Origin of the sequence: Pantoea sp. Ap-967 (assembly GCF_011752565.1) — a bacterium.
GTDB lineage: Bacteria > Pseudomonadota > Gammaproteobacteria > Pseudomonadales > Pseudomonadaceae > Aquipseudomonas.
On the sequence record NZ_VWXK01000008.1, the window covers coordinates 174017 to 200228 of the forward strand.

Genomic DNA, 26212 nt, shown 5'->3' on the forward strand with positions numbered 1-26212 from the left:
GGCGCACATTCTAGTGATATGGCGGCAAAATGACTGCATGTATTTAAGGGGTATTTCCACCTGTATCAATTTGTTTCGCCAAGGGCACTGCACCCTGGGAACGTTGTCTGATTCAATGTCGACGAACGCTTTCGTGTCGACGCTCGCCAGCGCCGCTGTTCGAGCACCCCCAGCGGTCCAGGAGGCCGCCATGTCCTATCGTATTCTGTTGATCGCCCTGCTGGGCCTGATGATGTCCGCCTGCGCTCCTTACTACGAGAGCTCGGGCTATTACCGTTCCGATTACTACTCCACTGGCCCCTACGCCTACCCAGGCTATTACGGTTACGACCGCTATTATGTCGCCCCGCGTACCCACTACTACTACCAGCCGGCACCCCGCTACTACCGGCCGGCGCCTCCCCCGGTCTACCGCCCTTATCCGCAGCCGGGAATGAACCAATGGCATGGCAACCCGCGTTACGACTACGGCAACCGCCAGCGCAATGACTACGGGCGTGACCGCGAACGGCACGACTACACCAATGGCAGCCAGCGCTACCAGCATGATCGCTGGCATTCCAATGGCGGCGGCGACAACGACCGCCAGCAGGGCCCAGGCCGTGGCGGTGAACGTAACTGGCAGCGCTGACCGTCAGCCCTGGCCCATGTCTGCCAGTGGGTGACGGCCTTCCCAGGCTTTGCTGAAGTGCGCCTCGACAACCGCCGCTGGCACCTGCGCCACGTCCGGCCAGTGCCAGCGTGGCTGGTTGTCCTTGTCCAGCAGGCGCGCCCGCACGCCTTCGCTGAATTCCGGATGCCGGCAGCAGTTCAGGCTCATGCTGTATTCCATCTGGAATACCTGCGCCAGGGACAGGTGCCGGGCACGGCGAATCTGCTCCCACACCAGGTGCGCCGTCAGCGGGCAGCCTTCATGCAGGCGTTGGCCGGCCTCGGCCAGCACGGGGTCGGCGTGGTGTTTCAAGCCCTCCAGGGCACGCCACGCGGCTGACGCATCGGCCACATCCAGCAATGCGTCTATCGCCTGGCGGCGCGGCAGCCATTGCGCCTCGGGCAATTCGGCCCAGGCGCGGTGTTGTTCAGCCTTGAGCAGGCTGTTCAACTGCAACGCGGTTTGTTCCTGCCAGTTCAGTTGCAGCAATTCCTCGATCAACGCCTCTTGCTGTTGCTCGCCGAAAAAGCGGTCGGCCAGGCCCAGGTCGAGGGCATCGCGGGCATTGATCGGTGACCCGGTCAGCCCCAGGAACAGGCCGAGCTTGCCCGGCAGGCGAGCGAGGAACCAGCTGGCGCCGACATCCGGGTACAGGCCAATGCTGATTTCCGGCATGGCCAGCCGGCTGCTGGGGGTGACGATGCGCACCCCGGCACCTTGCAGCAAACCCATGCCGCCACCCAGCACATGGCCATGGCCCCAGCACAGCAGCGGCTTGGGGTAGGTGTGCAGCAGGTAATCGAGGCGGTACTCGGCGGCGAAAAAGGTGGCAGCCAGGGGCGGCACGCTGGCGGGGTGATCGCGGCAGGCCTGGGCCAGCGCGCGCACATCGCCGCCGGCACAAAAGGCCTTGGCGCCGTTGCCGCGCAGCAGCACGCAGACGATGCCGGGGTCGTGGGCCCAGGCAAGCAGCTGCTCGCCGAGCACCTCGATCATGGGCAGGTTGAGGGCATTGAGCGCCTTGGGTGCGTCCAGGATGGCAATGCCGATGCGGGCGCCATCGGCGCCGGTGAGTACCTCGCAGTGAATGGCCATGGGTAACCTCGCGCAAGTCATCCCCCAAGTATGGCCCGCCCCGGCGAACATGCCGGTCGTCGGTCGGATCGATTGACAAGGGCCGAGGGCTTACCTAGTGTCGCGCCATTGATTACGGATGGCCCCATGACTGACGACGATCGCATCAAACTCGAACCCAGCTGGAAGGCTGCCCTGCGCGCCGAGTTCGACCAGCCCTACATGCACCAGCTGCGTGAATTCCTGCGCCAGGAGCACGCGGCCGGCAAGGAAATCTACCCGCCAGGGCCGATGATCTTCAACGCGCTAAATTCCACGCCCCTGGGCCAGGTGAAAGTGGTGATCCTCGGCCAGGACCCTTACCACGGCCCAGGCCAGGCCCATGGCCTGTGCTTCTCGGTGCAGCCGGGGGTGCCTGCGCCGCCTTCGCTGGTGAACATCTACAAAGAGCTGCAGCGCGACCTGAACATCCCGATCGCCAGCCACGGCTACTTGCAGAGCTGGGCCGAGCAGGGTGTGTTGCTGCTGAACACGACCATGACCGTGGAACGCGCCAACGCTGCGTCCCACGCCAAGAAGGGCTGGGAGTTCTTCACCGACCGGATCATCCAGGTGGTCAGCGAGCAGTGCCCGAACGTGGTGTTCCTGCTGTGGGGCGCCCATGCCCAGAGCAAGCAGAAGCTGATCGATGGCACCAAGCACCTGGTGCTCAAGTCGGTACACCCCTCGCCGCTGTCGGCTTATCGCGGGTTCCTGGGGTGCGGGCATTTCAGCCGGGCTAACGGTTTCCTGGAGCAACGCGGCCTGGCGCCGATCAACTGGGCATTGCCACCCTTGGCCTGAGGCCAGGCCGGGCCTCTAGTTCACCAAGCCGATGCGCGGCGCCTGCTGGCCTCCCACGGCGATACCGCGCTCATCCTGCAACCGGGTGTACTGGGTCAAGGCATCCAGGTCCAGTATGCCGGTGTCTTCCTGCCGTGCCGCAGTTTCGAATACCTTGAAACCGTTACCACCATAGGCAAGGAAACTGTTGGCCACCACGCGGTAGTGGTTCTCGGGGACCACTGGTTGGCCATTGAGCCGCAGGCTGCCTGGCACCACGCGGTTCTGCTCCGGTGCGCCAGGGTCCCACTCATAATAGAAACCGGTGGACACCTGTAGAGGCAGGAAGGTACCCAGGGACCATTGCTGGTTGAGTAACGCTACGAGCTGCGCCCCCGTCAGGTCCTGAAGCACCAGGGTGTTGGAAAAGGGTTGCACGGCATACAGTTGCTCAAAGGTCAGGAAGCCACCCTTGGGCTGGTGCAGGTCGGCACGCAAGCCACCCGGGTTGGCGAACGCAATCTGTGCGCCCTGTTCGGCAGTCCTTGCCAGTTGGGCGTCGGTGATCAGGTTACCCAAGGTGCTTTCCCCCGCAGCATTGTGTACGCGAGTCAGTGCCGGTAATGCGAGCTGCCCGACCCGTTCGCTCAGCCTGGACTGTGTCCGTTCGCGAAGCTCACTCACCAGCGCGACCAACCCATCGTTGGGCTTCAAGCGCTCCGGGTCCACGATCAGGTTCCTGGTGGAAATCCCTGTGACCTCGTGCGTTCCAGGGGTGACGTCCAGCGTCAACTGTGTAAGAAACTGCCCGTACTCACCTGCCTGGGTCACGGTCAGCTCGCCGACGCTGCACTGGTAGCCCTGGTGGGTATGCCCGCTGACCAGGGCGTCCACGGCACCTTCCAGCCGTTTCGCCACATCCACGATGCGGCCCTCCAGTTGCTTGCAGTTACGCTGATCGAAGGGCTCTTGCGTGTGCCCGCCCTGGTGAATGACTGCCACGATGGCATTGACCCCCTGGGCTTGGAGCTCGGGGAGCAGGCTGTTGATTGCATCGGCCTCGTCGATGACCTTAAGGCCCGCGAACCCGCTCTTCGTCACCACGGTCGACATTTCCTTGAGCACCGCGCCGACGAAGGCGATTTTCACGCCTTTGGCGTGCGCTATGTGGTAAGCCGGCAGCAGGCGCTTGCCGGTATCCGTGTCGATCAGGTTGGCGGCGATGTACGGAAAGCCACTGCCCGTGTAATCCCCGCGCAGTTTGCAGGCTTTGTCCGGGCGTGGTGATTCGCAGCCGCCGTTTACCTGCCTCAGGAGCTCGACTTTGCCAGCGTCGAATTCATGGTTGCCCGCCGCGCTGGTGATCATGCCCATCTTGTTCAACGCCTCGAGCACCGGTTCATCGGCCCATAGCGAGGAAATGGCAGGGCTGGCGCCTATCAGGTCACCCGCGCCGATGAACAGCAGGTCAGGGTCTTCTGCCCGCAGTTCGTCAAGCAGTGCACCCAGGGCGGCGACTCCGCCGTAGGGGCGGTCGTCCAGTGCATCGCCAGTGTTGCGATAGCGTTGCGGGCTGGCCTCCAGATAGCCATGCAGGTCGTTGATGGCAACCACATTGATACGGGTAGTGGGAAGCGATGCGGCAATCGAGTAGTTTGCGCCCATTGCCAGGCATGCCCAAGTGATGGCCATGCATCCAGTACGTCTTGGACTCATTCATTTCTCCGATCTGAACTTGGCTTTGTTTGCCTGCCCCGGCTGTGGGCAGGCAAGCAAAACTTAATGGCGGTGCAAGGCTCAGAACATCGGAAAAGGCGTGTTGTGTGCGTCTACCGTGCGGATTCAGCGGTAGTTCTTTTCCAGCAGCGGAACAACGGCTCGGCCAGAAACAGCACGAACAGCAAGCGCATCACCTGCAGCGCTGTAACCAGTGGCACCGACAGCTGCAAGGTTTCCGCCGTCAGGCTCATCTCCGCGATGCCGCCAGGCATCATGCCCAGGGTCAGCGAGCGCAGGTCCAGTTCAGTCATCACGCTCAAGCCCCAGGCCGCGCTGCCGGCAATCGCCATGCACAACCCCGTGGCCACCAGCGTGCGCCCAAGAAACGACGGCGCACGGCGAAAGAACGCCCGGTTGAAGTGGCAGGCCAGGCCGCTGCCGATCAGCCATTGGCCGATCTGGCTGGCGCCATTGGGCAAGGCGATCTGCAGGTTGCCCGCCAGGCTCAGCGAAGCCGCCACCAGCAAAGGCCCGAACAGCCATGGGTTGGGTTGGCGCAAGCGTTGCCAGGCAAACCCCATGGCCACGCCCAGCGGCACGATCACCGCCAGCCAGCCCCAGCTCACGCTGCCGGCATGGTTCAGCGGCACGCCATCACCGAGCAGGAACTTGAACAGCGCCGGTACGCACAGCACCACGGCCAGCACGCGCAGGCTCTGGGCCGCTGCTACCTGGCTGAGCACGGCGCCATTGCGCGCGCCGAGGTTGACCATTTCCCCCGAGCCGCCGGGCATGCTGGCGAAAAACGCCGTGGCGCGGTCCTCGCCGGTGCGCCGCAGCAGCCACACGCTGATCCCGCTGGACAGGGTGGTGAACAGCGCGCCGAAGACAATCAGCAGAAAGTGGCTGGCAACCTGTTCGATCACCGCCGGGGTGAAATGCAGGCCAATGCCGATGCCGATGATGCATTGGCCGCACTTGCGTCCGTTGGGGATTTCCGACAGCTGCCAGGGCGTCAGGCAGCGCACCAGGATGATCGCCAACAGCGAGCCGACCATCCACGGCAAGGGCCAGCCGACCTTGCTGGCGGCATAACCGCCTGCAAGGCCGACCAGCCCGGTGGCAACGAACAGTGGCATTGGCCGCCGGTCAGGCATCGGCCAGGGCCCGGCGCTGTTGGCTGCGCTTGCGCCAGATGCGCAGCAGCGGCAGGGTCAGCATGCAGATCGTCAGCACCCACACCGACAGGCTGATCGGGCTGGACCAGAGGATGCCCAGTTCGCCGTTGGAGATCGACAGCGCGCGGCGCAGGTTCTGCTCCATCAGCCCACCGAGGATGAACCCGAGCAGGATCGGCGACAGCGGGAAGTCCAGCTTGCGCAGGATGTAGCCCATGATGCCGATGCCCACCATCAGGAACAGGTCGAAGGTGGTGGCGTGCACGGCGTAGACGCCGATGGCGGTGATGATGGCGATCACCGGCACCAGCGCCCAGTTCGGCACGGCAAGGATGCGGGTGAAGATGCGGATCATCGGAATGTTCAGGATCACCAGCATGATGTTGGCGATGAACAGCGAGGCGATCAGGCCCCAGACGATGTCCGGTTGCTGTTCGAACAGCAGCGGGCCTGGGGTGATGTTGTACAGGGTCAGTGCACCGATCATCACCGCCGTGGTGCCCGAGCCTGGTACGCCCAGGGTCAGCATCGGCACCAGGGCGCCGCAGCAGGAGGCACCGATGGCGGTTTCCGGGGCCGCCAGGCCACGGGCGTCACCCTTGCCGAATTTGCCCGTGGTGCCGGCAATGCGCTTCTCGGTCATGTAGGCCACGGCGCTGGCCAGGGTGGCACCGGCACCGGGCAGCACGCCCATGATGAAGCCGAGCAGGCCGCAGCGGATATTCACCACGAACACCGAGGCCGCTTCCTTGAAGTTGAACAGCATGCGCCCCGTGGCCTTGACCGCCTGGTGGCCATGGTGGGTTTTTTCCAGCAACAGCAGGATCTCGCTGATGGAGAACAGGCCCAGCACCAGCACCACGAACTGAATGCCGTCGGCCAGGTGCACGCTGTCACCGGTGAAGCGGTACACGCCGCTGTTGGCGTCGATGCCGACCGCCGACAGGAACAGGCCGATCAGCGCGGCGATGAAGGTCTTCAGGGGTTTGTCGCCGGCCATGCCGCCCAGGCAGACGATGGCGAACACCATCAGCACGAAATATTCCGCCGGGCCAAAGGCGATCGCCCATTTGGCCAGCAGCGGGGCGAACAGGACCATGCCGCAGGTGGCAATCAGGGCGCCGATGAACGAACTCCAGGCCGACAGCGACAAAGCCACGCCAGCCAGGCCCTGGCGCGCCATGGGGTAGCCGTCCAGGGTGGTCATCACGGTCGACGCTTCGCCCGGGATGTTCAGCAGGATCGAGCTGATCCGCCCGCCGTACTCGCAGCCCAGGTACACCGCAGCCAGCAGGATCAGCGCCGACTCAGGCGGCAGGCCGAGGGCGAAGGCGATCGGAATCAGCAAGGCCACGCCGTTGATCGGGCCCAGGCCCGGCAGCAGGCCGACCACGGTGCCGATCAAGGTGCCAGACAAGGCGGTGACCAGGTTGTAGGGGCTCAGGGCGACGCCGAAGCCCTGGCCCAGGTAGCTCAAGGTATCCATGTGTCAGTTCTCCAGTACGCTCAGCAGGCCCAGGGGCAGGGGGACGTCCATGACGCGGTCGAACAGCCAGTACAGCAGCAGGCTCATGCCCACCACCACCAGGCTGCTGTGCAGCCAGCGGCCGCCGTACAGGCGGGCCATGGGGATACCGACCAGAATGGCGCTGAGGATGAAGCCCAGGGGTTCGAAGGTGCCGGCGAACACGATCAGCAGGCCGACGCACACGCCGATCTTGATCAGGGTTTCCCGGTCCAGTTCGGGTTCGTCGTCCTTGCGCACGATGGGCGTTGGGCGAACGGCCAGGTACAAAAGGCCCAGGCTCATCAGGCCGAGCATCAGCAGCGGGTAGGCGCGCGGGCCCACTGGCTCATAGGAAAACGCGGCCTGGTAGGGCCAGGCCATCACGGCCAGGGCGGCGCACACCGCCAGCAGGGCCAGGGCGAAAATGCGTTGCAGGATCATGCAGAAATCCTCGTGGTTTAAGGCGCGACACGGGCCCTGTGGGAGCGGGCTTGCCCGCGAACACCGGCATAGCCGGTGCCATGCATCGCGGTGCTTGCTTCGCGGGCAAGCCCGCTCCCACAGGGATCGATGACAGCTCTCGGGTGGCTTACTGAATCAGCCCGAATTCCTTGGCCAGCGATTTGTAGTCCGCCACCTGCTTCTTCACATAGCCGTCCAGTTCTTCACCGGTCATGGCGAACGGGAACAGCTCGCGCTGGTCACGCAGCTTGGCGAAGTCTTGCGAGGCCAGCATCTTGTCGAAGGAGTCCTTCCACCAGGCGTATTCCTCGTCGCTCACCTTTGGCCCAAGGTAGAAGCCACGCACCACTGGCCAGACGATGTCGTAGCCCTGTTCCTTGGCGGTGGGGATGTTCTTCATCTCCGGCTCGTCCAGGCGGTTTTCCGAGAACACCGCGAGAATGCGCATGTTGCCGCTCTGGATGTGCGGCATGGAGTCGGAAATGTCGGTGGAGCCCACCTGGATGTGCCCGCCCAGCAGCGCGGTGGCGATCTCGCCGCCGCCTTCCAGGGCCACGTAGCGCAGGTCGCGCGGGTTGATGCCGGCGGCCTTGGCGATCAGTGCGGTTTGCATCCAGTCCTGGCTGCCGACGGTGCCGCCGGAGCCGATCACGACCTTGCTCGGGTCCTTCTTCAGGGCGGCGACCAGGTCGTCGAGGGTTTTGTAGGGCGAGTCATTCTTCACCGCGATGGCACCGTAGCTGGTGCCGACCGCCGCCAGCCATTTCACCGCGTTCTCGTCGAAGCGGCCGAACTTGCCCTGGGCCAGGTTCAGCAGCGAACCGCTGGACCAGGCCACCAGGGTGCCGGCGTCGGCCGGGCGCTGGGCGACCACGGCGTTGTAGGCCACGGCACCAACGCCGCCGGGCATGTAGGTGACGCGCATCGGCTTGCTGAGGATCTTTTCCTGCACCAGGGCGCTCTGCACCAGCTTGCAGGTCAGGTCGAAGCCGCCGCCGGGCGAGGCCGGGGCGATGCATTCAGGGCGTTTCGGTTCGGCGGCGAGGGCATTGCCGGCCAGCAGCAGGCAGCCGGTGGCGAGGACGAGGCGGCGCAGTGAAAAGGTCATCGAATGTCTCCGTGAGCGTTGTTGTTATGGGTTACCACAGCGCGACGCTGTAGCTCACCAGCAGCCGCACTTCGTCGGCGTCGCGGGCGAAGTTGGAGCGGAAGGTGGCGTTGCGCAGGCGCACGGCGACGTTTTTCAGCGCGCCGCTTTGTACCACGTACTTGAGTTCGGTGTTGCGTTCCCACTCCTTGCCCTCGCCACCGGCGGCGCGGCTGACGTTGTCGCCGTTGATGTAGCGGGTCATGAAGGTCAGGCCAGGGATGCCGAGTGCGGCGAAGTTGTAGTCGTAGCGCGCCTGCCAGGAGCGTTCGTCGGCCCCGGCGAAGTCGTTGATCTGGACGAAGTTGACCAGGTACGGGTCGGCGCCATCGATGTACGGGAAGGCGCTGTCGCCCGACAGCTGCTGCCAGGCGGCGCTGACCTTGTGCCCGCCCAGGCTGTAGCTGAGCAGGGTGTTGAAGGTGGTGTTGTCGATGCGCCCGGCCTTGGCCGCGCCGGCATCGTCGCTGATCGCCAGGCGCACATCGGCGCCGAAGGTGCCAGGGCCCCAGGGCTGGCTGGCGACCATGCCGATGAAGTGCTGGCGGTAGATGTCGTCGAGCTGGGCGAAGTGGTAGCTGCCGGCGATACGGTCGGTGAACTTGTAGTCCAGGCCCGCCAGGTCGAGGTTGTCGGCGCTGAAACTGCCACCGAAGCGGCCGTTCTTGTTGTTCAGGGCCAGGTCTTCCCAGTTGGTGTCGTTGCGGTCCTTGGCTTTGTCCAGGCGCCCGCCGGTGAAGGTCAGGCCCTTGATTTCCTGGGAGGTGAGCAGGCCGCCTTCGAAGGTCTGCGGCAGGATGCGCCCGTCGTTGGGCTGCAGGGTCGGCAGTTCGGGAATCAGCGTGCCGACTTTCAGTTCGGTCTTGGAGATCTTCACCTTGCCGGTCAGGCCGAGCTTGGAATACTCGTTGGCCGCCTTGCCGTCGTCATGGGTGGGCAGCAGGCCGGTGCCGGTACGGTCGGGGCTGGAGTCGAGCTTGATGCCCAGCATTCCCAGGGCGTCCAGGCCGAAGCCCACGGTGCCGTCGGTGTAGCCGGACTCGAAGTTGAGCATGAAGCCCTGGGCCCACTCGTCGCGCTTGGACTGCTGCGCGCTGGTGCCGTCGCGAAAATCGCGGTTGAAGTACATGTTGCGGGTTTCGAAGGTGGCCGTGCTGTCTTCGAGGAAGGCGGCCTGGCTCAGCGGGGCGACGCCGGCGAGCGCCAGGGCGCTGGCGATGGCAGAGGGGCGTGCGGACAGGGAACGGCTAGGCGCGAACGCCTGAGGCTGCAATGACAGCATCGGGATGACTCCGTTTTTTATTCTTGTTCGTTGCACCTTGCTGGTGCTTTTTTCGGCGCGTGGGGCAACCGTGGTGCGATGCTAGGTAACGAACCTTTCGTGAACCTTTCAGCGCGAAAGGTTTGTTACAAGGGGCTTCACAGCCTTGACTTCAGCGGTACACTCCGCGCCACCGCCCCACCCGAGCAGGGAGAATCCGATGCGTGTGCTGCTGGTCGAAGACCATCTGCAACTGGCTGACAGCGTGGCCCAGGCCTTGAAAAGCCATGGCCTGACCGTGGACGTACTCCACGATGGCGTGGCCGCCGACCTGGCCCTGGCCAGCGAGGAATACGCCGTTGCCGTTCTTGACGTGGGCCTGCCGCGCATGGACGGTTTCGAGGTGCTGGCGCGCCTGCGCAGCCGTGGCAAAACCCTGCCGGTGCTGATGCTGACCGCACGCAGCGACGTCAAGGACCGGGTCCACGGGCTGAACCTGGGCGCCGATGACTACCTGGCCAAGCCGTTCGAACTCACCGAGCTGGAGGCGCGGGTCAAGGCCCTGTTGCGGCGCAGCGTGCTCGGTGGCGAACGCCAGCAACGCTGCGGGCCGCTGGTGTACGACCTGGACACCCGGCGTTTCAGCCTGGGGGACGACAACCTCACCCTGACTTCCCGCGAGCAGAGCGTGCTCGAAGCCCTGATTGCCCGCCCGGGCCGGGTGATGAGCAAAGAGCAACTGGCAGCCCAGGTGTTTGGCCTGGACGAAGAAGCCAGCCCCGATGCCATCGAAATCTACATCCACCGCCTGCGCAAGAAACTCGATGGCCACCCGGTGGCCATCGTCACCTTCCGCGGCCTGGGCTACCTGCTTGAGCACCGCGATGCGTGACAATGGCAGCCTGCGCGGGCGGCTGGTGGGCAACCTGGCGCTGCTGCTGGTGGTGCTGATGCTGGCCAGCGGCCTGAGCGCCTACTGGAATGGCCGTGAAGCGGCCGATACCGCCTACGACCGCACCCTGCTGGCCTCGGCGCGGACCATTGCCGCCGGGCTGTCCCAGCGTGACGGTACCCTGAGCGCCGATGTGCCCTATGTGGCGCTGGACACCTTTGCCTACGACAGTGCCGGGCGAATCTACTACCAGGTGCTGGACATCGAGCAGAAGCTGATTTCCGGTTACGAGCACCTGCCGCCACCGCCGCCCGACACCCCGCGTACCGACGATTACCCAGCCCTGGCGCGCTTCTACAACGCCACCTACCTGGGCCAGGACGTGCGCGTGGTCAGCCTGCTCAAGGCGGTGAGCGAGCCGAACATGAACGGCATGGCGGAAATTCGCGTGGCCGAAACCGAGGAGGCGCGGGTGCGCATGGCCAGGGGGCTGATGGCCGATACGCTGCTGCGCCTGGGCATGCTGGCGCTGGGGGCGCTGGTGATGGTCTGGTTTGCCGTCAGTGCCGCGCTGCGCCCGCTGGAGCGCCTGCGCACGGCGGTGGAGGAGCGCCAGCCAGACGACCTGCGGGCGCTGCCGGTGGTGCAGGTGCAGCGCGAGCTGGGGCCTTTGGTGCGGGCTTTGAACCACTTCACCGAGCGCTTGCGTGGGCAGTTCGAGCGCCAGGCGCAGTTCATCGCCGAGGCCGCCCACGAACTGCGCACGCCACTGGCCGCGCTGAAGGCGCGGGTCGAGCTGGGCTTGCGTTCGCAGCAGCCGCAGGAGTGGCGGCAAACCCTTGAAACAGCAGTTCAGGGCACCGACCGCCTGACCCACCTGGCCAACCAGTTGTTGTCGCTGGCCCGGGTGGAGAACGGTGCCCGGGCGATTGCCGAAGGCGGGGCGCAGCGGCTGGACTTGAGCCAGCTGGCCCGTGAGCTGGGCATGGCCATGGCGCCGCTGGCGCACAAGCGCGGGGTGGCGCTGGCGCTTGAGGCCGAGGCGCCGGTGTGGTTGAAGGGCGAGCCGACCTTGCTCAACGAGCTGCTGAGCAACCTGATGGACAACGCGCTGGCGCATACGCCGGCGGGCGGTAATGTGATTTTGCGGGTATTGGCCCCTGCCGTGCTGGAGGTCGAGGACGATGGGCCCGGAATTCCCGAAGATGAGCGCGAGCGCGTGTTCGAGCGGTTTTACCGGCGCGGGGTGCAGGGCAGTGGGCTGGGGCTGGCCATCGTTGGCGAGATTTGCCGGGCGCACCTGGCACAGATCAGCCTGCATGATGGCGAGAAAGGTGGGTTGAAGGTGCGGGTGAGTTTTATTGCCGATTGATGGGCTGCCTGGGCCGGCCCTTTCGCGAGCTGCGCTCGCTCCTACCCGGTTGGCGCAACCCTGTAGGAGCGAGCGCAGCTCGCGAAAAAATGCGTTAGCGCAACATGCTCCGCGCTTCCAGCAACTCGCCCATCTCAAGCTCCGTGCCAAACGGCAAGCCCAGGTGCCGATAGGCCGGCAGTGCCGCCAGTGGCCGGCTGCGCCCGCGCAGGCTCAGGCACTTGGCGATCTGCACCACGTCGATGTAGTCGACCTTGTCGGTGCTGCGGTCAAGGTCCTGTACCTGGCTTGGCAGGTTGACCAGTTGCTCGGGGAATTCCCACGAAGAGAGAATCTTGTCGCCCAGCACCGGCTGGATCTGTTCGATCACGTAGTGCAGGCACACCGGGTCCGACAACAGCTCGTTGTGTTCCTCGGCATAGATCAGCACCGGCAGCGCGCCGATCTGGTTCACCAGCCCGCCCAGGGTCGCCTGGTCGGGCTTCAACTGGGGCGTGTAGCGGCGGCACAATTCATAGCTGATGCCAGCCACTTCCAGGCTGTTCGACCAGATATCGCGCAGCTTTTGCTCCACTGCCGAAGAACGGGCATGGAAGATCTGCTCGATCACCAGGCCAATGGCCAGGTTGCAGCTGTAGTTGATGCCCAGGCGGGTAATGGCGGTGTGCAGGTCGGTGACCTCCACGGCCGCACGCAGCAGCGGGCTGTTGACCACCTTGATCAGGCGTGCCGAAAGGGCGGCATCGCGGCCGATCACCTTGCTCAGGGCGGCAACGCTGATTTCGCTGTCTTCGGCTGCCTCGCGAATGCTCAAGGCAACCTCGGGCAGGGTCGGCAGGACCAGGTCATCGTTGTCGATGGCAGCGAGCAACTGCGCTTGAACCATCTCGGCCAGCTTGTTCATGAACGTCTCTACGGCAAGGGTGGTGCACTCTTCAGCGCTGGATTTCGCGGTCGCGGTCCAGCGCGTAGGGCAGGCTCAACAGCTGCAGGCGTGGGCCTTCCAGGCTGCCCAGGTGCAGGTTGTCGTCCTCCACCGAATCGGCGCTGAGCACCGCCAGCAGCTCGCAGCCCTGGCCGGTGCTGGCAGCCAATACCACCTCGCCGACCGACGAGCCGTGGGTGGGCGAGAAAATCTCCTCGCCCGGCGCCGGCACGGCTTGCTGGTCGAGTGCCAGGCGGTACTGGCGGCGCTTGAGCTTGCCCAGGTACTGCATGCGCGCGACGATTTCCTGGCCGGTGTAGCAGCCTTTCTTGAAGCTCACGCCATCGACAGCTTGCAGGTTGATCATCTGCGGGATGAACAATTCCCGGGTTGGGCCCATGACCTGGCCGATGCCGGCACGGACCTGCCCCAGCAGCCAGTCGTTGAGGCTGCCTTCGGGCAAGGCGGCGGCCAGTTGCTCGCGCACGCTGGCGGCGTTGTCCGCCGGCACCCAGAGCTCGACGCGGCCAGGAGAGACGGCAATGGCGATCAGGCCATCATGGCGCACGGTGCTGCCAGGCTCGTCCGGCACGACCAGGCCCAGTGCTTGCAACGCGGCCTCGCCACCCTGCAGGCCGAAGCGGGCCCAGGCCGCGCTTTCATCGGTCAGCGTGGCCTTGGAGAACACGGCGTATTTCTTCAGGTCGGCCAGTTGCGGCTCCAGCAGCTCGCTGGCCATGGCCAGCAGGAAGCCATTGCCTTCGGGCAGGATGCGGAAGCTCGACTGCATGCGCCCCTTGACCATGCAGCGGGCACCGAGGCTGGCATGCTCAAGGCTCAGGTAGTTGATGTTGCAGGTCAGCTGGCCCTGCAGGAACTTGCCGGCGTCGGAGCCGCGGACGGCGAGAATGCCCTCGTGGGACAGGGGGCTGAAGAAAGCGGAATCGGCCATGGGTCATCGCGGTGGCTAAAGACTGGCGGCCATCATAGAACGCCGGTAACAAAATAGGTAGGTGACTAGACCAACGCCCGGTGTCGCTTCGCGCGCTGCGCGGTATACTGCGCGACCATTCGAGGAGGGCCCCATGGTCGAACAAACAGAACTCAACCGGCTTTTCTGGCACAGCCGCCGTGGCATGCTGGAACTGGACGTACTGCTGGTGCCATTCACCCAGGAGGTCTACCCGACCCTCAACGAAGCCGACCGCGAGCTCTACGTGCGCCTGCTCAGCTGCGAGGATCAGGACATGTTCGGCTGGTTCATGGAGCGCACCGAGTCCGAAGACCCGGAGCTGCAGCGCATGGTCCGCATCATTCTGGACCGTGTCCAGCCCAAGTGAATGCTTCGAGTGCCGCTGGCAGGGCTCGCGCCTGTTGCTGGTGGCCTACCTCGGTTGCCAGGCCCTGGCCCTGCTGGCCTTGTGCTTGAGCGCCTGCCCCTGGTGGCTGGCCTGTGCTGCCGCCGCCGCTTGCCTCGCCCACGCTGGCTGGGCTATTCCCCGACGTATTCTGTTGACCGATCCCCACGCCGTGACCGGCTTGCGCCGCGATCCCCAGGGCTGGCGGGTGTTCAGTCGCGCGCAAGGTTGGCAGCCGGTGCGCCTGTGCCGCGACAGCGTGGCGGTGCCGGCGTTGGTGGTGGTGCGGTTCGCCAGGGCAGGGGCATGGTTCGGCCAGAGCCAGTGCGTGCCGCGTGATGCCCTGGGGGCAGACGCGCATCGGCGGTTGCGGGTGAGGCTGAAGTTCAGCCGAAGAAGGTTTGGCCTCCCGGTAGGCGCGAGCAAAGCTCGCGATGCGATCTAACTGGCTTAGGGTATCAGCCTGCCTGTGAGGCCCCATCGCGAGCTTTGCTCGCTCCTACCAGGTTTTTTGGGCAAGCCCTCTGTGAAGAGGGCGGCTTAGTGCTCAAAGGGGGCTGAGGATGGTATCCCTGGCCTCTGGCAGCATCCCTGGGTAATCCAGGGTGTAATGCAGCCCGCGGCTCTCCTTGCGCTGCATCGCCGAGCGAATCATCAGCTCGGCCACCTGGGCCAGGTTGCGCAACTCGATCAGGTCGCGGCTGACCTTGTAGTTGCTGTAGAACTCGTCGATCTCATCAAGCAGCAGGCGCACCCGGTGCTCGGCCCGCTGCAGGCGCTTGCTGGTGCGCACGATGCCCACGTAGTCCCACATGAAACGCCGCAATTCGTCCCAGTTGTGCGCAATGATCACGTCTTCATCGGAGTCGGTCACCTGGCTGGCATCCCAGCAGGGCAGGGCCTTGGGCATGCCGATCTGCTCCAGGTGAGCTTGGATGTCCGCTGCCGCGGCGCGGCCGTAGACGAAGCATTCGAGCAACGAGTTGCTGGCCATGCGGTTGGCCCCGTGCAGGCCGGTGAAGCTGGTTTCGCCGATGGCGTACAGGCCCGGCACATCGGTGTGGCCGCGATCGTCCACCATCACGCCACCACAGGTGTAGTGGGCTGCCGGCACCACCGGGATCGGCTGGCGGGTGATGTCGATGCCAAAGGCCAGGCAACGCTCGTAGACCGTGGGGAAATGGCTCTTGATGAACTCGGCTGGCTTGTGGGTGATGTCCAGGTACACGCAGTCCACGCCCAGGCGTTTCATTTCATGGTCGATGGCGCGGGCGACGATGTCACGCGGGGCCAGTTCTTCGCGTGGGTCGAAGCGCGGCATGAAGCGCTCGCCGTTGGGTAGGCGCAGCAGGGCGCCTTCGCCGCGCAGGGCCTCGGTAATCAGGAAGCTCTTGGCCTGGGGGTGGTACAGGCAGGTGGGGTGGAACTGGTTGAATTCCAGGTTGGCCACCCGGCAGCCGGCGCGCCAGGCCATGGCGATGCCGTCACCGCAGGCGCCATCGGGGTTGCTGGTGTAGAGGTAGACCTTGGCCGCGCCGCCGGTGGCCAGCACGGTGAAGCGGGCGCCAAAGGTGTCGACCTCGCCGCTGTTGCGGTTCAGCACGTAGGCGCCCAGGCAGCGTTCGCCAGGCAGGCCCAGGCGCCGCTCGGTGATCAGGTCGACCGCCACCCGTTGCTCCAGCAGCTCGATATTCGGGCGCTGCCGGGCACGCTCCAGCAAGGTGGTGAAAATCGCAGCGCCGGTGGCGTCGGCGGCATGGATGATGCGCCGGTGGCTATGGCCGCCCTCGCGGGTCAGGTGAAACTCGAAACCGCCATCGTCGACACTGTGGTGCTCGTCACGGGTGAACGGCACGCCTTGCTCGATCAGCCACTGGATGGCTTCGCGGCTATGTTCCACGGTGAAGCGCACCGCCGCTTCGTCGCACAGGCCACCGCCGGCATTGAGGGTGTCCTCGACGTGCGACTGCACGGTGTCGGTGTCGTCGAGCACGGCAGCGACGCCGCCCTGGGCCCAGAAGGTCGAGCCGTTGGCCAGGTCACCCTTGCTCAGCACGGCAATGCGCAGGTGGGCGGGAAGGTTCAGTGCCAGGCTGAGACCGGCGGCGCCGCTGCCGATCACCAGGACATCATGTTGGAATTGTTGGCTCATGTCGGGACACTAGTAATCTTTGGAAGGGGCGCGGCACAATAGTCACGCGCAGATGGCATTGTGAAACTATCGTGAACGCAGGCCGGGTTGCCTTTATAGCAGCCTGCGGTGGCCAATTTCCATGCCACTGGGGACGTTACGGCATCTTCGTGGGAACTTTCCGACACGGCCGGAAATCCTATGAAGGCTGCCCGCACGCCACACATTGCCGCGGCGACGCAGGGCGGCAGCTCTTTCCGGGCTGACACCTGCGTAATTCGAAACCTGTTTATCGACGCAGCGGGCCGTGACCGCGCCGCGTCTTCCGTGCGAGCCGACCAAGGGCCGCAGGAAACTTGCTTGGAGGGGAGAACTTTTGCGCAAAGCCCGAGTCTATGGTTGCAAGCCTGAACGATGGCTGTTGCAACGCTCCTTCGAGTTCACTGAGGAGTGTTCATGCTAACCCAGGAAGAGGATCAGCAGCTTGTAGAGCGCGTACAGCGCGGTGACAGGCGAGCGTTCGATCTGTTGGTGCTGAAGTATCAGCACAAGATTCTCGGGTTGATCGTGCGGTTCGTTCACGACACCCACGAGGCCCAGGATGTAGCACAGGAAGCCTTTATCAAGGCCTACCGTGCGCTTGGCAATTTCCGCGGTGACAGTGCGTTTTATACCTGGCTGTACCGCATCGCCATCAACACGGCGAAGAACTACCTGGTGTCCCGTGGAAGACGGCCACCAGACAGCGATGTGAGCTCCGAGGATGCGGAGTTTTACGACGGCGATCATGGTCTCAAGGATCTCGAGTCCCCAGAGCGCTCGTTGTTGCGGGATGAAATCGAAGGCACTGTCCATCGCACCATCCAGCAACTGCCTGAAGATTTGCGCACGGCCCTGACCCTGCGTGAGTTCGATGGGTTGAGTTACGAAGACATTGCCAGTGTCATGCAATGTCCGGTGGGTACCGTGCGCTCTCGAATCTTCCGCGCTCGGGAGGCCATAGACAAAGCCCTGCAGCCGTTGTTGCAGGAAACCTGAGACAGCGGCGACAGCCAAGAGAGGAACCGCCATGAGTCGTGAAGCTTTGCAGGAATCGCTGTCCGCGGTGATGGACAACGAAGCGGACGAACTGGAATTGCGTCGGGTGTTGAACGCCGTCGACGATGCCGAAACCCGTGCCACCTGGTCGCGTTACCAGGTTGCCCGTGCAGCGATGCACAAGGAACTGCTGCTGCCCAAGCTGGATATCGCCTCGGCGGTGTCTGCGGCGCTGGCCGATGAGGCCGTGCCGGTGAAGGCCAAGCAGGGCCCATGGCGCACCGTTGGCCGCCTGGCCGTGGCCGCTTCGGTGACCGTTGCCGTGCTGGCCGGTGTGCGCCTGTACAACCAGGATGAAATCACCGGTGCCGAGCTGGCTGCCCAGCAACCTGCCCAGCAGGGCCTGAGCATGCCACAAAGTCAGGGCCCGGCCGTTCTGGCAGGCTATAGTGAGAGCAGTGAGCAACCGACCGGGCCAATGGCCAACGGCGTGCTGCAGAACCAGGCCGGCTGGGATCAGCGTCTGCCAGGCTACCTGCGCCAGCATGCCCAGGAATCCGCGCTCAAGGGTACTGAAACCGCCTTGCCGTATGCCCGCGCCGCCAGCCTGGAAAACCGCTAAGTAAGGAGGATCATGCGCGCGCTACCTCTCCTGTCGCTGCTGATTGGCAGCTGCATGACGGTGCCAGCGTTGGCAGCCAACTCGTCGCCCGAGGCGACGCAATGGTTGAACAAGCTGGCACAGGCCGAGCAAAAGCAGAGTTACCAGGGCTCCTTCGTTTACGAACGTAACGGCAGCTTTTCTTCCCACGATATCTGGCACCGTGTGCAGGACGGCAAAGTCAGCGAGCGCTTGTTGCAGCTCGACGGCGCCGCCCAGGAAATCGTGCGCGTGGATGGTAGGGTACAGTGCGTCAGTGGCGGCCTTGCCAATGGCGCCAGTGGCGTGAACAACCCGCCAGACGCTGCGCAGCGCTCGCTCGATCCCCTCAAGCTGATGAGCTGGTACGACCTCAGCGTCGCGGGCAAGGCCCGTGTCGCTGACCGTGACGCGGTGGTCATTACCCTGACCCCGCGCGACCAGCATCGCTACGCTTTCGAACTGAACCTGGACCGCCGTACCGGCCTGCCGCTGCGTTCGTTGATGCTCAACGACAAAGGGCAACTGCTGGAGCGCTTCCAGATGACCCGCCTGGACACCGACACCCCGCCCAGCGACCAGGACCTGCATGCCAGCGCCACCTGCAAGCCGGTGGAGCGGGTGGCCAGCAGTGCCAGCGAGGTGGTGGCCGGGTGGCGTTCGGACTGGCTGCCGCCAGGCTTCGAGCTTATCAACAGCTCGGTGCGCCGTGACCCGGCGCGTGACAGCACCATCAGCAGCCTCATGTACGACGATGGCCTGGCGCGGTTCTCGGTGTTCCTTGAACCGGTGAAGGAAGATGCCGGCACCGATGTGCGCACCCAGCTGGGCCCGACCTCGGCGGTATCGCGGCGCCTGAACACGCCCAAGGGCAAGGTTCAGGTCACCGTGGTCGGCGAGATTCCGCTGGGTACGGCAGAACGTGTCGCACTGTCGATGCGCCCACAGGATGCCCAGGCAAGCCAGTAGTGGCGTGCCCTCACGGCCCTGTACAAGGGCGATGCCAAGGCGGACGGACACGCTGCTGAAATGAAATTAAAGCATTGTCATTTGCAATCCTTTGGCAAATTTTCTATAGGTCAGGCTTTCAGGAGCCTGGCCTTTCCTGCGTTGTGCAGGGGCTATTTCCAACTACCGCTCGTTGTGACGGGAGCCGTATGTCAATACCACGCTTGAAATCCTACCTAACGCTGTTCGCCGCCGTGCTGATGCTCGGCCAGGTGCTGACTGCCCAGGCCGATGAAGCCCTGCCGGACTTCACCACCCTGGTCGAGCAGGCCTCGCCGGCGGTGGTCAACATCAGTACCAAGCAGAAACTGCCAGACCGCCGCGTGGCGGCCGGGCAGATGCCGGACCTGGAAGGCCTGCCGCCGATGTTCCGCGAGTTCTTCGAGCGCAACATGCCGCAGCAGCCCCGTTCGCCACGCGGTGATCGCCAGCGCGAAGCCATGTCGCTGGGTTCGGGCTTCATCATCTCCAGCGATGGCTACGTGCTGACCAACAACCACGTGGTGCAGGACGCCGACGAGATCATCGTTCGCCTGTCGGACCGCAGCGAGCTGCAAGCCAAGCTGATCGGCACCGACCCACGCACCGACGTGGCCCTGCTCAAGGTCGATGGCAAGAACCTGCCGACGGTCAAGCTGGGTGACTCGGAAAAACTCAAGGTGGGCGAGTGGGTGCTGGCCATCGGTTCGCCGTTCGGCTTCGACCACTCGGTGACCAAGGGTATCGTCAGCGCCAAGGGCCGTACCTTGCCCAACGACACCTATGTGCCGTTCATCCAGACCGACGTGGCCATCAACCCGGGTAACTCCGGCGGCCCGCTGTTCAACATGAAAGGCGAGGTGGTGGGTATCAACTCGCAGATCTTCACCCGTTCCGGCGGCTTCATGGGCCTGTCCTTCGCCATCCCGATCGACGTGGCCATCGACGTCTCCAACCAGCTGAAGAAAGACGGCAAGGTCAGCCGCGGCTGGCTGGGCGTGGTGATTCAAGAGGTCAACAAGGACCTGGCCGAGTCGTTCGGCCTGGACAAGCCGGCCGGTGCCCTGGTAGCCCAGGTGCTGGAAAACGGCCCGGCAGCCAAGGGTGGCTTGCAGGTGGGTGACGTGATCCTGAGCATGAACGGCCAGCCGATCGTCATGTCCGCCGACCTGCCGCACCTGGTGGGCAGCCTGAAAGATGGCGAGAAGGCCAAGCTGGAAATCATCCGCAACGGCAAGCGCCAGAACCTCGACGTCGCCGTGGGCGCGATGCCTGACGACGATGCCGACATCGGCACCGGCACCGGCGCCGACGGCAAGGCCGAGCGCAGCAGCAACCGCCTGGGCGTGTCCGTGTCGGACCTGACCGATGAGCAGAAGAAATCCCTGGAGCTCAAGGGCGGCGTGGTCATCAAGGAAGTGCAGGATGGCCCGGCAGCGGTGATCGGCCTGCGCCCGGGCGATGTCATCAGCCACCTGAACAACCAGGCCATCGCCTCGGCCAAGCAGTTCACTGAAATCGCCAAGGACTTGCCGAAGAACCGTTCGGTGTCGATGCGCGTGCTGCGCCAGGGGCGCGCCAGCTTCATCACCTTCAAACTCGCCGAATAAGCGGTTTGCCAGGTGAAAAGGGCAGCTTCGGCTGCCCTTTTTCATGAAAGTTCACAATTGCGCGCGCCATTGATGTGTACAGTTCGGCAGAGGAATCTCCCATAACCCAACTGCTTAAGGTACAATTCCCGGCTATTTTTCGGCGGGCGTCCGGCTCGCAGCCTTTTCGAGTGTTGACCCGTGAGTGATTTGAGTCATATCCGCAATTTCTCCATCATCGCCCACATCGACCATGGCAAGTCGACCCTGGCCGACCGTTTCATCCAGATGTGCGGTGGCCTGTCGGCTCGCGAAATGGAGGCCCAGGTACTGGACTCCATGGACCTGGAGCGCGAGCGCGGTATCACCATCAAGGCCCACAGCGTCACGCTCAACTACAAGGCGCAGGACGGCAAGGTCTACCAGCTGAACTTCATCGACACCCCCGGCCACGTCGACTTCACCTATGAAGTTTCGCGTTCGCTGGCGGCCTGCGAAGGCGCGCTGCTGGTGGTGGACGCAGGCCAAGGCGTCGAAGCCCAGTCGGTTGCCAACTGCTACACCGCCATCGAGCAGGGCCTGGAAGTCATGCCCGTGCTGAACAAGATGGACCTGCCCCAGGCCGACCCGGACCGCGTCAAGGACGAGATCGAGAAGATCATCGGCATCGACGCCACCGACGCCGTGGCCTGCAGTGCCAAGAGCGGCATGGGCGTTGACGAGGTGCTCGAACGCCTGGTGCAGAGCATTCCGGCCCCGGAAGGCGATATCGACGCGCCGTTGCAGGCGCTGATCATCGACTCCTGGTTCGACAACTACCTGGGCGTGGTCTCGTTGGTGCGCGTGCGCCATGGCCGCGTCAAGAAAGGCGACAAGATCCTGGTCAAGTCCACCGGCAAGGTGCACCTGGTCGACAGCGTCGGCGTGTTCACGCCCAAGCACACCCAAACCGCTGACCTCAAGGCCGGCGAAGTGGGCTTCATCATTGCCAGCATCAAGGACATTCACGGTGCCCCGGTGGGTGACACCCTGACCCTGTCCACCACCCCCGAGGTGGCGGTGCTGCCTGGCTTCAAGAAAATCCAGCCGCAGGTTTACGCCGGCCTGTTCCCGGTCAGCTCCGACGACTTCGAAGACTTCCGCGATGCCCTGCAGAAGCTGACCCTGAACGACTCGTCGCTGCAATACATGCCGGAAAGCTCCGACGCCCTGGGCTTCGGCTTCCGTTGCGGCTTCCTCGGCATGCTGCACATGGAAATCATCCAGGAGCGCCTGGAGCGCGAATACGACCTGGACCTGATCACCACCGCGCCAAGCGTGATCTACGAGCTGGAACTGAAAACCGGCGAAACCATTGTCGTCGACAACCCGTCCAAGCTCCCGGATGTCTCGGCCGTGGCCGATTTCCGCGAGCCGATCGTGACCGCCACCATCCTGGTGCCGCAGGAGCACCTGGGCAACGTCATTACCCTGTGCATCGAAAAACGTGGCGTGCAGCGCGACATGCAGTTCCTTGGCAGCCAGGTGCAGGTGCGCTATGACATGCCAATGAACGAAGTGGTGCTGGACTTCTTCGACCGCCTGAAGTCCACCAGCCGCGGCTACGCTTCGCTGGACTATCATTTCGATCGCTACCAGTCGGCCAACCTGGTCAAGCTGGACGTGCTGATCAACGGCGACAAGGTCGATGCCCTGGCATTGATCGTGCATCGTGACAACGCGGCCTACAAAGGCCGTGCATTGACCGAGAAGATGAAGGAGCTGATCCCTCGGCAGATGTTCGACGTAGCGATCCAGGCAGCCATCGGCGGCCAGATCATTGCCCGGACAACCGTCAAGGCACTCAGAAAGAACGTACTGGCCAAGTGCTACGGTGGTGACGTCAGCCGTAAGAAGAAACTGCTGGAGAAGCAGAAGGCCGGTAAGAAACGCATGAAACAGGTGGGCAACGTGGAAATTCCACAGGAAGCCTTCCTCGCCGTGCTCAGGTTGGATAGCTAGGTCCTATGTCGCTAAATTTCCCGCTGTTGCTAGTCATCGCCGTCTTCGTTTGCGGTCTGCTGGGCTTGATCGACCTGCTGTTCCTGGCCCCGCGCCGGCGGGCAGCGGTCGCCACCTACCAGGACAGCGTCACCCAGCCAGAAATGGCGGTGGTCGAGCGCTTGAGCAAGGAACCGCTGCTGGTGGAGTACGGCAAGTCGTTCTTCCCGGTGCTGTTCATCGTGCTGGTGCTGCGCTCGTTCCTGGTGGAGCCGTTCCAGATTCCTTCCGGGTCGATGAAACCGACCCTGGAAGTGGGCGATTTCATTCTGGTGAACAAGTTCTCCTATGGCATCCGCCTGCCGGTGATCGACAAGAAGGTCATCGAGGTCGGTGACCCGCAACGCGGCGATGTGATGGTGTTCCGCTACCCAAGCGACCCGAACGTCAACTACATCAAGCGCGTGGTTGGCCTGCCGGGCGACACCATCAGCTACACCAGCGACAAGCGGTTGTTCGTCAACGGCCAGCCGATTGCCGAGCAATTGGTCGGTGCCGAGCCGGGGACCCTGGGCAGCGCCGAGCTGTACAAGGAAAAACTCGGCGAAGCCGAGCACCTGATCCGCAAGGAAATGACCCGTTATCGCATGCCGCCGGATCAGCAATGGACCGTGCCGGCCGGCCATTACTTCATGATGGGCGACAACCGCGACAACTCCAACGACAGCCGCTACTGGGACGACCCGAAGATTCCGAAGGAACTTCACGGCATGGTTCCGGACCGCAACATCGTCGGCAAGGCTTTCGCGGTATGGATGAGCTGGCCAGAGCCCAAGCTCAGCCACTTGCCCAACCTGTCGCGGGTCGGCCTGATCCATTGATACCCTTCGGCGCTGTCCTGCAGACAGCGCCGAATGCTTTTCTGACATAGGCTTGTGTTCTCAGGGAACGAGAGATTCGCCGCTCGCTGCGTCGGACCACAGGCAAACAGTCTTTCAGGATGTTGATTTGAACAACGCGTTGAACAACCAGCGGGTGGCTGCATGAGTGCTTCCCTTGCCCGTCTCGAGCGCAAGCTCGGCTACACCTTCAAGAACCAGGAGCAGATGCTGCTGGCCCTGACCCACCGCAGCTACGCCGGGCGCAACAACGAGCGCCTGGAGTTCCTGGGTGACGCCATCCTCAACTTCGTCGCCGGCGAAGCGCTGTTCGAGCGCTTCCCGCAGGCCCGCGAAGGCCAGCTGTCGCGCCTGCGTGCCCGCCTGGTCAAGGGTGAAACCCTGGCCCGCCTGGCCCGCGGCTTCGACCTGGGCGACTACCTGCGCCTGGGCTCGGGCGAGCTCAAGAGCGGCGGTTTCCGCCGTGAGTCGATCCTCGCCGACGCCCTCGAAGCGCTGATCGGTGCGATCTACCTGGACGCGGACATGCAGACCGCGCGCGAGCGCATCCTCGCCTGGCTGACCGACGAATTCGAAGGGCTGACCCTGGTCGACACCAACAAGGACCCGAAAACCCGCCTGCAGGAATTCCTGCAATCGCGCAGCTGCGAGCTGCCGCGTTACGAGGTGGTCGACATTCAGGGCGAACCGCACTGCCGTACCTTCTTCGTCGAATGCGAAGTGGTGCTGCTGAACAACAAGAGCCGTGGCCAGGGCGTGAGCCGGCGTATCGCCGAACAGGTCGCCGCCGCCGCCGCATTGATCGCCCTGGGCGTGGAGAATGGCAATGACTGAGAACACCCCAACCCGCTGTGGCTATGTGGCTATCGTCGGCCGCCCGAACGTGGGCAAGTCGACCCTGCTCAACCACATCCTCGGCCAGAAGCTGGCGATTACCTCGCGCAAGCCGCAAACCACCCGCCACAACATGCTCGGCATCAAGACCGAGGGTGACGTGCAGGCGATCTACGTCGATACCCCGGGCATGCACAAGGCCAACGACAAGGCCCTGAACCGTTACATGAACCGTAACGCCTCGGCGGCCCTGAAGGACGTCGATGTGGTGATCTTCGTGGTCGACCGTACCAAGTGGACCGACGAAGACCAGTTGGTGCTTGAGCGCGTGCAGTACGTGACCGGCCCGCTGATCATCGCGGTCAACAAGACCGACCGCATGGAAGAGAAGGCCGAATTGATCCCGCACCTGCAGTGGCTGCAGGAGCAACTGCCGAACGCCGAGGTGATGCCGATTTCCGCGCAGCAGGGGCACAACCTCGAAGCGCTGGAAGCGCAGATTGCCAAGCACCTGCCGGAAAACGACCACTTCTTCCCGGAAGACCAGATCACCGACCGCAGCAGCCGCTTCCTCGCCGCTGAACTGGTGCGCGAGAAGATCATGCGCCAGCTGGGCGCGGAGCTGCCGTACCAGATCACCGTGGAGATCGAAGAGTTCAAGCAGCAGGGCCATGTGCTGCACATCCACGCGCTGATTCTGGTGGAGCGTGACGGCCAGAAAAAAATCATCATTGGCGACAAGGGTGAGCGTATCAAGCGCATTGGCTCCGAGGCGCGCAAGGACATGGAAGTGCTGTTTGACTCCAAGGTCATGCTCAACCTGTGGGTCAAGGTCAAGGGCGGCTGGTCCGACGACGAACGCGCCCTGCGTTCGCTGGGCTACGGCGACCTGTAACGATCCCGGGCAAGCCGTTTAACCTGTGGGAGCGGGCTTGCCCGCGAATACGATGGTGAATTCACCGCCGCATTCGCGGGCAAGCCCGCTCCCACAGGTACATCTGGCCTTCAGAGACAGCGCATGGATCAACCCACCCCCCAACCCGCCTACGTCCTGCACAGCCGCGCCTACAAGGAAACCAGCGCCCTAGTGGACTTCTTCACGCCCCAAGGCCGCTTGCGTGCAGTACTGCGCCGTGCGCGGGGCAAGGGCGGCAGCCTGGTGCGGCCGTTCGTGCCATTGGAAGTGGAATTGTTCGGCAAGGGCGAGCTGAAGAATGTCCGGCGCCTGGACACCGTGGGCATCGCCGCCTGGTTGCATGGCGATGCGCTGTTCAGCGGCTTGTACCTCAATGAACTGCTGATGCGCCTGCTGCCCGCCGAAGCGCCGCAACCTGAACTGTTCGAGCACTATGCCCTGACCTTGCAGGCACTGGCCGCCGGCAGGCCGCTGGAGCCTTTGCTGCGCTCGTTCGAGTGGCGGCTGCTGGAAGACCTGGGCTACACCTTTTCGCTCAGCCACGATGTCAACGATGAACCGGTCGAAGCCGATGGCCTTTACCGCCTGCGGGTCGATGCCGGCCTGGAACGGGTCTACCTGGTGCAGCCGGGGCTGTTCAACGGCGCCCAGCTGCTGGCCCTGGCCCAGGCCGACTGGGAGGCGCCCGGCGCGCTGCTGGCGGCCAAGCGCCTGATGCGCCAGGCACTGGCGGTGCACCTGGGGGCAAAACCGCTGGTCAGCCGGGAACTGTTTCGCAAGCGCTGAGCACGACGTATGCTGTGGGGCTCAATCACAGGAGAGCCTTTCG

25 protein-coding genes are annotated in these 26212 nt (G+C 64.0%); 15 read left to right on the forward strand and 10 right to left on the reverse strand.

The features are described 5' to 3' along the window. Positions 1 to 190 precede the first annotated feature (190 nt). A complete protein-coding gene (locus tag F3J45_RS11255) occupies positions 191 to 631 on the forward strand; it encodes a hypothetical protein (RefSeq protein ID WP_167061772.1) in 441 nt (146 codons plus the stop codon). 3 nt (positions 632 to 634) lie between these two features. On the opposite strand, the gene F3J45_RS11260 is transcribed toward F3J45_RS11255, so the two are convergent. Further along, positions 635 to 1747 carry an enoyl-CoA hydratase/isomerase family protein gene (locus F3J45_RS11260; protein WP_167061775.1) on the reverse strand — a complete coding sequence of 371 codons (1113 nt, stop codon included), beginning with the start codon at positions 1745 to 1747 and terminating at the stop codon, positions 635 to 637. A 126-nt stretch (positions 1748 to 1873) separates the two neighbouring features. On the opposite strand from F3J45_RS11260, the gene ung reads away from it, so the two are divergent. Beyond that, positions 1874 to 2569 (forward strand): uracil-DNA glycosylase, encoded by a 696-nt coding sequence (gene ung, locus F3J45_RS11265; protein ID WP_167061778.1) that lies wholly within the window; start codon positions 1874 to 1876, stop codon positions 2567 to 2569. Positions 2570 to 2584: 15 nt separating this feature from the next. On the opposite strand, the gene F3J45_RS11270 is transcribed toward ung, so the two are convergent. The 6 genes from F3J45_RS11270 to F3J45_RS11295 all read right to left on the reverse strand — a co-directional run bounded on the left by F3J45_RS11270 (position 2585) and on the right by F3J45_RS11295 (position 9843). Further along, entirely contained in the window at positions 2585 to 4264 is a 1680-nt protein-coding gene (locus tag F3J45_RS11270) for a bifunctional UDP-sugar hydrolase/5'-nucleotidase (RefSeq protein ID WP_167061781.1), read from the reverse strand. 113 nt (positions 4265 to 4377) lie between these two features. After that, a complete protein-coding gene (locus F3J45_RS11275; protein WP_205300477.1) occupies positions 4378 to 5406 on the reverse strand; it encodes an AbrB family transcriptional regulator in 1029 nt (342 codons plus the stop codon). 10 nt (positions 5407 to 5416) lie between these two features. Then, positions 5417 to 6931, reverse strand: a complete 1515-nt coding sequence (locus F3J45_RS11280) for a tripartite tricarboxylate transporter permease (RefSeq protein WP_167061787.1) — start codon at positions 6929 to 6931, stop codon at positions 5417 to 5419. A 3-nt stretch (positions 6932 to 6934) separates the two neighbouring features. Continuing rightward, positions 6935 to 7393 (reverse strand): tripartite tricarboxylate transporter TctB family protein, encoded by a 459-nt coding sequence (locus tag F3J45_RS11285; protein WP_167061790.1) that lies wholly within the window; start codon positions 7391 to 7393, stop codon positions 6935 to 6937. Between the two features lie 148 nt (positions 7394 to 7541). Then, positions 7542 to 8522, reverse strand: coding sequence for a tripartite tricarboxylate transporter substrate binding protein (locus tag F3J45_RS11290; RefSeq protein WP_167061793.1), 981 nt, complete (start codon positions 8520 to 8522; stop codon positions 7542 to 7544). A gap of 31 nt (positions 8523 to 8553) precedes the next feature. Then, positions 8554 to 9843: an OprD family porin gene (locus tag F3J45_RS11295; protein WP_167061796.1), complete on the reverse strand. Its 1290-nt coding sequence runs from the start codon at positions 9841 to 9843 to the stop codon at positions 8554 to 8556. 199 nt (positions 9844 to 10042) lie between these two features. Here F3J45_RS11295 and F3J45_RS11300 point away from each other — a divergent pair, with 199 nt between their 5' ends. After that, positions 10043 to 10714 carry a response regulator gene (locus F3J45_RS11300; RefSeq protein WP_167061799.1) on the forward strand — a complete coding sequence of 224 codons (672 nt, stop codon included), beginning with the start codon at positions 10043 to 10045 and terminating at the stop codon, positions 10712 to 10714. After that, complete coding sequence (locus tag F3J45_RS11305) at positions 10707 to 12086, forward strand: sensor histidine kinase (RefSeq protein ID WP_167061802.1); 1380 nt, start codon at positions 10707 to 10709, stop codon at positions 12084 to 12086. Before F3J45_RS11300 ends, F3J45_RS11305 begins: the two co-directional genes overlap by 8 nt. Positions 12087 to 12180: 94 nt before the next feature. Here the strand turns inward: F3J45_RS11305 and F3J45_RS11310 are convergent, their stop codons facing one another. Next, on the reverse strand, positions 12181 to 12990 hold the full coding sequence (locus F3J45_RS11310) for an HDOD domain-containing protein (RefSeq protein ID WP_167061805.1): 810 nt from the start codon (positions 12988 to 12990) through the stop codon (positions 12181 to 12183). A 31-nt stretch (positions 12991 to 13021) separates the two neighbouring features. Continuing rightward, positions 13022 to 13963: a folate-binding protein YgfZ gene (locus F3J45_RS11315; RefSeq protein ID WP_167061808.1), complete on the reverse strand. Its 942-nt coding sequence runs from the start codon at positions 13961 to 13963 to the stop codon at positions 13022 to 13024. A 133-nt stretch (positions 13964 to 14096) separates the two neighbouring features. On the opposite strand from F3J45_RS11315, the gene F3J45_RS11320 reads away from it, so the two are divergent. Together F3J45_RS11320 and F3J45_RS11325 are read left to right on the forward strand one after the other, a co-directional pair. Continuing rightward, entirely contained in the window at positions 14097 to 14351 is a 255-nt protein-coding gene (locus F3J45_RS11320; protein WP_009684770.1) for a succinate dehydrogenase assembly factor 2, read from the forward strand. Beyond that, positions 14335 to 14814: a protein YgfX gene (locus F3J45_RS11325; RefSeq protein WP_167061812.1), complete on the forward strand. Its 480-nt coding sequence runs from the start codon at positions 14335 to 14337 to the stop codon at positions 14812 to 14814. Before F3J45_RS11320 ends, F3J45_RS11325 begins: the two co-directional genes overlap by 17 nt. Before the next feature lie 102 nt (positions 14815 to 14916). Here F3J45_RS11325 and nadB read toward each other — a convergent pair whose 3' ends face one another. After that, positions 14917 to 16521, reverse strand: a complete 1605-nt coding sequence (gene nadB, locus F3J45_RS11330; protein ID WP_167061815.1) for an L-aspartate oxidase — start codon at positions 16519 to 16521, stop codon at positions 14917 to 14919. 435 nt (positions 16522 to 16956) lie between these two features. Between nadB and rpoE the strand changes: the two genes are divergently transcribed. The 9 genes from rpoE (at position 16957) to recO (ending at position 26169) form a co-directional block, all read left to right on the forward strand. Then, positions 16957 to 17538, forward strand: a complete 582-nt coding sequence (gene rpoE, locus F3J45_RS11335) for an RNA polymerase sigma factor RpoE (protein ID WP_003252049.1) — start codon at positions 16957 to 16959, stop codon at positions 17536 to 17538. A 31-nt stretch (positions 17539 to 17569) separates the two neighbouring features. Beyond that, a complete protein-coding gene (locus F3J45_RS11340) occupies positions 17570 to 18160 on the forward strand; it encodes a sigma-E factor negative regulatory protein (RefSeq protein WP_167061818.1) in 591 nt (196 codons plus the stop codon). A 12-nt stretch (positions 18161 to 18172) separates the two neighbouring features. Continuing rightward, a complete protein-coding gene (locus tag F3J45_RS11345; protein WP_167061821.1) occupies positions 18173 to 19147 on the forward strand; it encodes a MucB/RseB C-terminal domain-containing protein in 975 nt (324 codons plus the stop codon). Between the two features lie 188 nt (positions 19148 to 19335). Then, positions 19336 to 20775, forward strand: coding sequence for a DegQ family serine endoprotease (locus tag F3J45_RS11350; RefSeq protein ID WP_167061824.1), 1440 nt, complete (start codon positions 19336 to 19338; stop codon positions 20773 to 20775). A 189-nt stretch (positions 20776 to 20964) separates the two neighbouring features. Further along, positions 20965 to 22755 carry a translation elongation factor 4 gene (gene lepA, locus F3J45_RS11355; protein WP_205299734.1) on the forward strand — a complete coding sequence of 597 codons (1791 nt, stop codon included), beginning with the start codon at positions 20965 to 20967 and terminating at the stop codon, positions 22753 to 22755. Positions 22756 to 22760: 5 nt separating this feature from the next. Next, positions 22761 to 23615, forward strand: coding sequence for a signal peptidase I (lepB, locus tag F3J45_RS11360; RefSeq protein WP_167061845.1), 855 nt, complete (start codon positions 22761 to 22763; stop codon positions 23613 to 23615). A 162-nt stretch (positions 23616 to 23777) separates the two neighbouring features. After that, a complete protein-coding gene (rnc, locus tag F3J45_RS11365) occupies positions 23778 to 24467 on the forward strand; it encodes a ribonuclease III (protein WP_167061848.1) in 690 nt (229 codons plus the stop codon). Continuing rightward, positions 24460 to 25362, forward strand: a complete 903-nt coding sequence (gene era, locus F3J45_RS11370) for a GTPase Era (protein ID WP_114171483.1) — start codon at positions 24460 to 24462, stop codon at positions 25360 to 25362. Before rnc ends, era begins: the two co-directional genes overlap by 8 nt. A gap of 123 nt (positions 25363 to 25485) precedes the next feature. After that, a complete protein-coding gene (recO, locus tag F3J45_RS11375; protein ID WP_167061850.1) occupies positions 25486 to 26169 on the forward strand; it encodes a DNA repair protein RecO in 684 nt (227 codons plus the stop codon). Positions 26170 to 26212 lie beyond the last annotated feature (43 nt).

Excerpts from the sequence above, each read along its gene's own strand:
- F3J45_RS11255 (WP_167061772.1), top strand. The coding sequence starts at position 191 with ATGTCCTATCGTATTCTGTTGATCGCCCTGCTGGGCCTGATGATGTCC.
- F3J45_RS11260 (WP_167061775.1), bottom strand. The coding sequence starts at position 1,747 with ATGGCCATTCACTGCGAGGTACTCACCGGCGCCGATGGCGCCCGCATC.
- ung (WP_167061778.1), top strand. The coding sequence starts at position 1,874 with ATGACTGACGACGATCGCATCAAACTCGAACCCAGCTGGAAGGCTGCC.
- F3J45_RS11270 (WP_167061781.1), bottom strand. The coding sequence starts at position 4,264 with ATGAGTCCAAGACGTACTGGATGCATGGCCATCACTTGGGCATGCCTG.
- F3J45_RS11275 (WP_205300477.1), bottom strand. The coding sequence starts at position 5,406 with ATGCCACTGTTCGTTGCCACCGGGCTGGTCGGCCTTGCAGGCGGTTAT.
- F3J45_RS11280 (WP_167061787.1), bottom strand. The coding sequence starts at position 6,931 with ATGGATACCTTGAGCTACCTGGGCCAGGGCTTCGGCGTCGCCCTGAGC.
- F3J45_RS11285 (WP_167061790.1), bottom strand. The coding sequence starts at position 7,393 with ATGATCCTGCAACGCATTTTCGCCCTGGCCCTGCTGGCGGTGTGCGCC.
- F3J45_RS11290 (WP_167061793.1), bottom strand. The coding sequence starts at position 8,522 with ATGACCTTTTCACTGCGCCGCCTCGTCCTCGCCACCGGCTGCCTGCTG.
- F3J45_RS11295 (WP_167061796.1), bottom strand. The coding sequence starts at position 9,843 with ATGCTGTCATTGCAGCCTCAGGCGTTCGCGCCTAGCCGTTCCCTGTCC.
- F3J45_RS11300 (WP_167061799.1), top strand. The coding sequence starts at position 10,043 with ATGCGTGTGCTGCTGGTCGAAGACCATCTGCAACTGGCTGACAGCGTG.
- F3J45_RS11305 (WP_167061802.1), top strand. The coding sequence starts at position 10,707 with ATGCGTGACAATGGCAGCCTGCGCGGGCGGCTGGTGGGCAACCTGGCG.
- F3J45_RS11310 (WP_167061805.1), bottom strand. The coding sequence starts at position 12,990 with ATGAACAAGCTGGCCGAGATGGTTCAAGCGCAGTTGCTCGCTGCCATC.
- F3J45_RS11315 (WP_167061808.1), bottom strand. The coding sequence starts at position 13,963 with ATGGCCGATTCCGCTTTCTTCAGCCCCCTGTCCCACGAGGGCATTCTC.
- F3J45_RS11320 (WP_009684770.1), top strand. The coding sequence starts at position 14,097 with ATGGTCGAACAAACAGAACTCAACCGGCTTTTCTGGCACAGCCGCCGT.
- nadB (WP_167061815.1), bottom strand. The coding sequence starts at position 16,521 with ATGAGCCAACAATTCCAACATGATGTCCTGGTGATCGGCAGCGGCGCC.
- rpoE (WP_003252049.1), top strand. The coding sequence starts at position 16,957 with ATGCTAACCCAGGAAGAGGATCAGCAGCTTGTAGAGCGCGTACAGCGC.
- F3J45_RS11340 (WP_167061818.1), top strand. The coding sequence starts at position 17,570 with ATGAGTCGTGAAGCTTTGCAGGAATCGCTGTCCGCGGTGATGGACAAC.
- F3J45_RS11345 (WP_167061821.1), top strand. The coding sequence starts at position 18,173 with ATGCGCGCGCTACCTCTCCTGTCGCTGCTGATTGGCAGCTGCATGACG.
- F3J45_RS11350 (WP_167061824.1), top strand. The coding sequence starts at position 19,336 with ATGTCAATACCACGCTTGAAATCCTACCTAACGCTGTTCGCCGCCGTG.
- lepB (WP_167061845.1), top strand. The coding sequence starts at position 22,761 with ATGTCGCTAAATTTCCCGCTGTTGCTAGTCATCGCCGTCTTCGTTTGC.
- rnc (WP_167061848.1), top strand. The coding sequence starts at position 23,778 with ATGAGTGCTTCCCTTGCCCGTCTCGAGCGCAAGCTCGGCTACACCTTC.
- era (WP_114171483.1), top strand. The coding sequence starts at position 24,460 with ATGACTGAGAACACCCCAACCCGCTGTGGCTATGTGGCTATCGTCGGC.
- recO (WP_167061850.1), top strand. The coding sequence starts at position 25,486 with ATGGATCAACCCACCCCCCAACCCGCCTACGTCCTGCACAGCCGCGCC.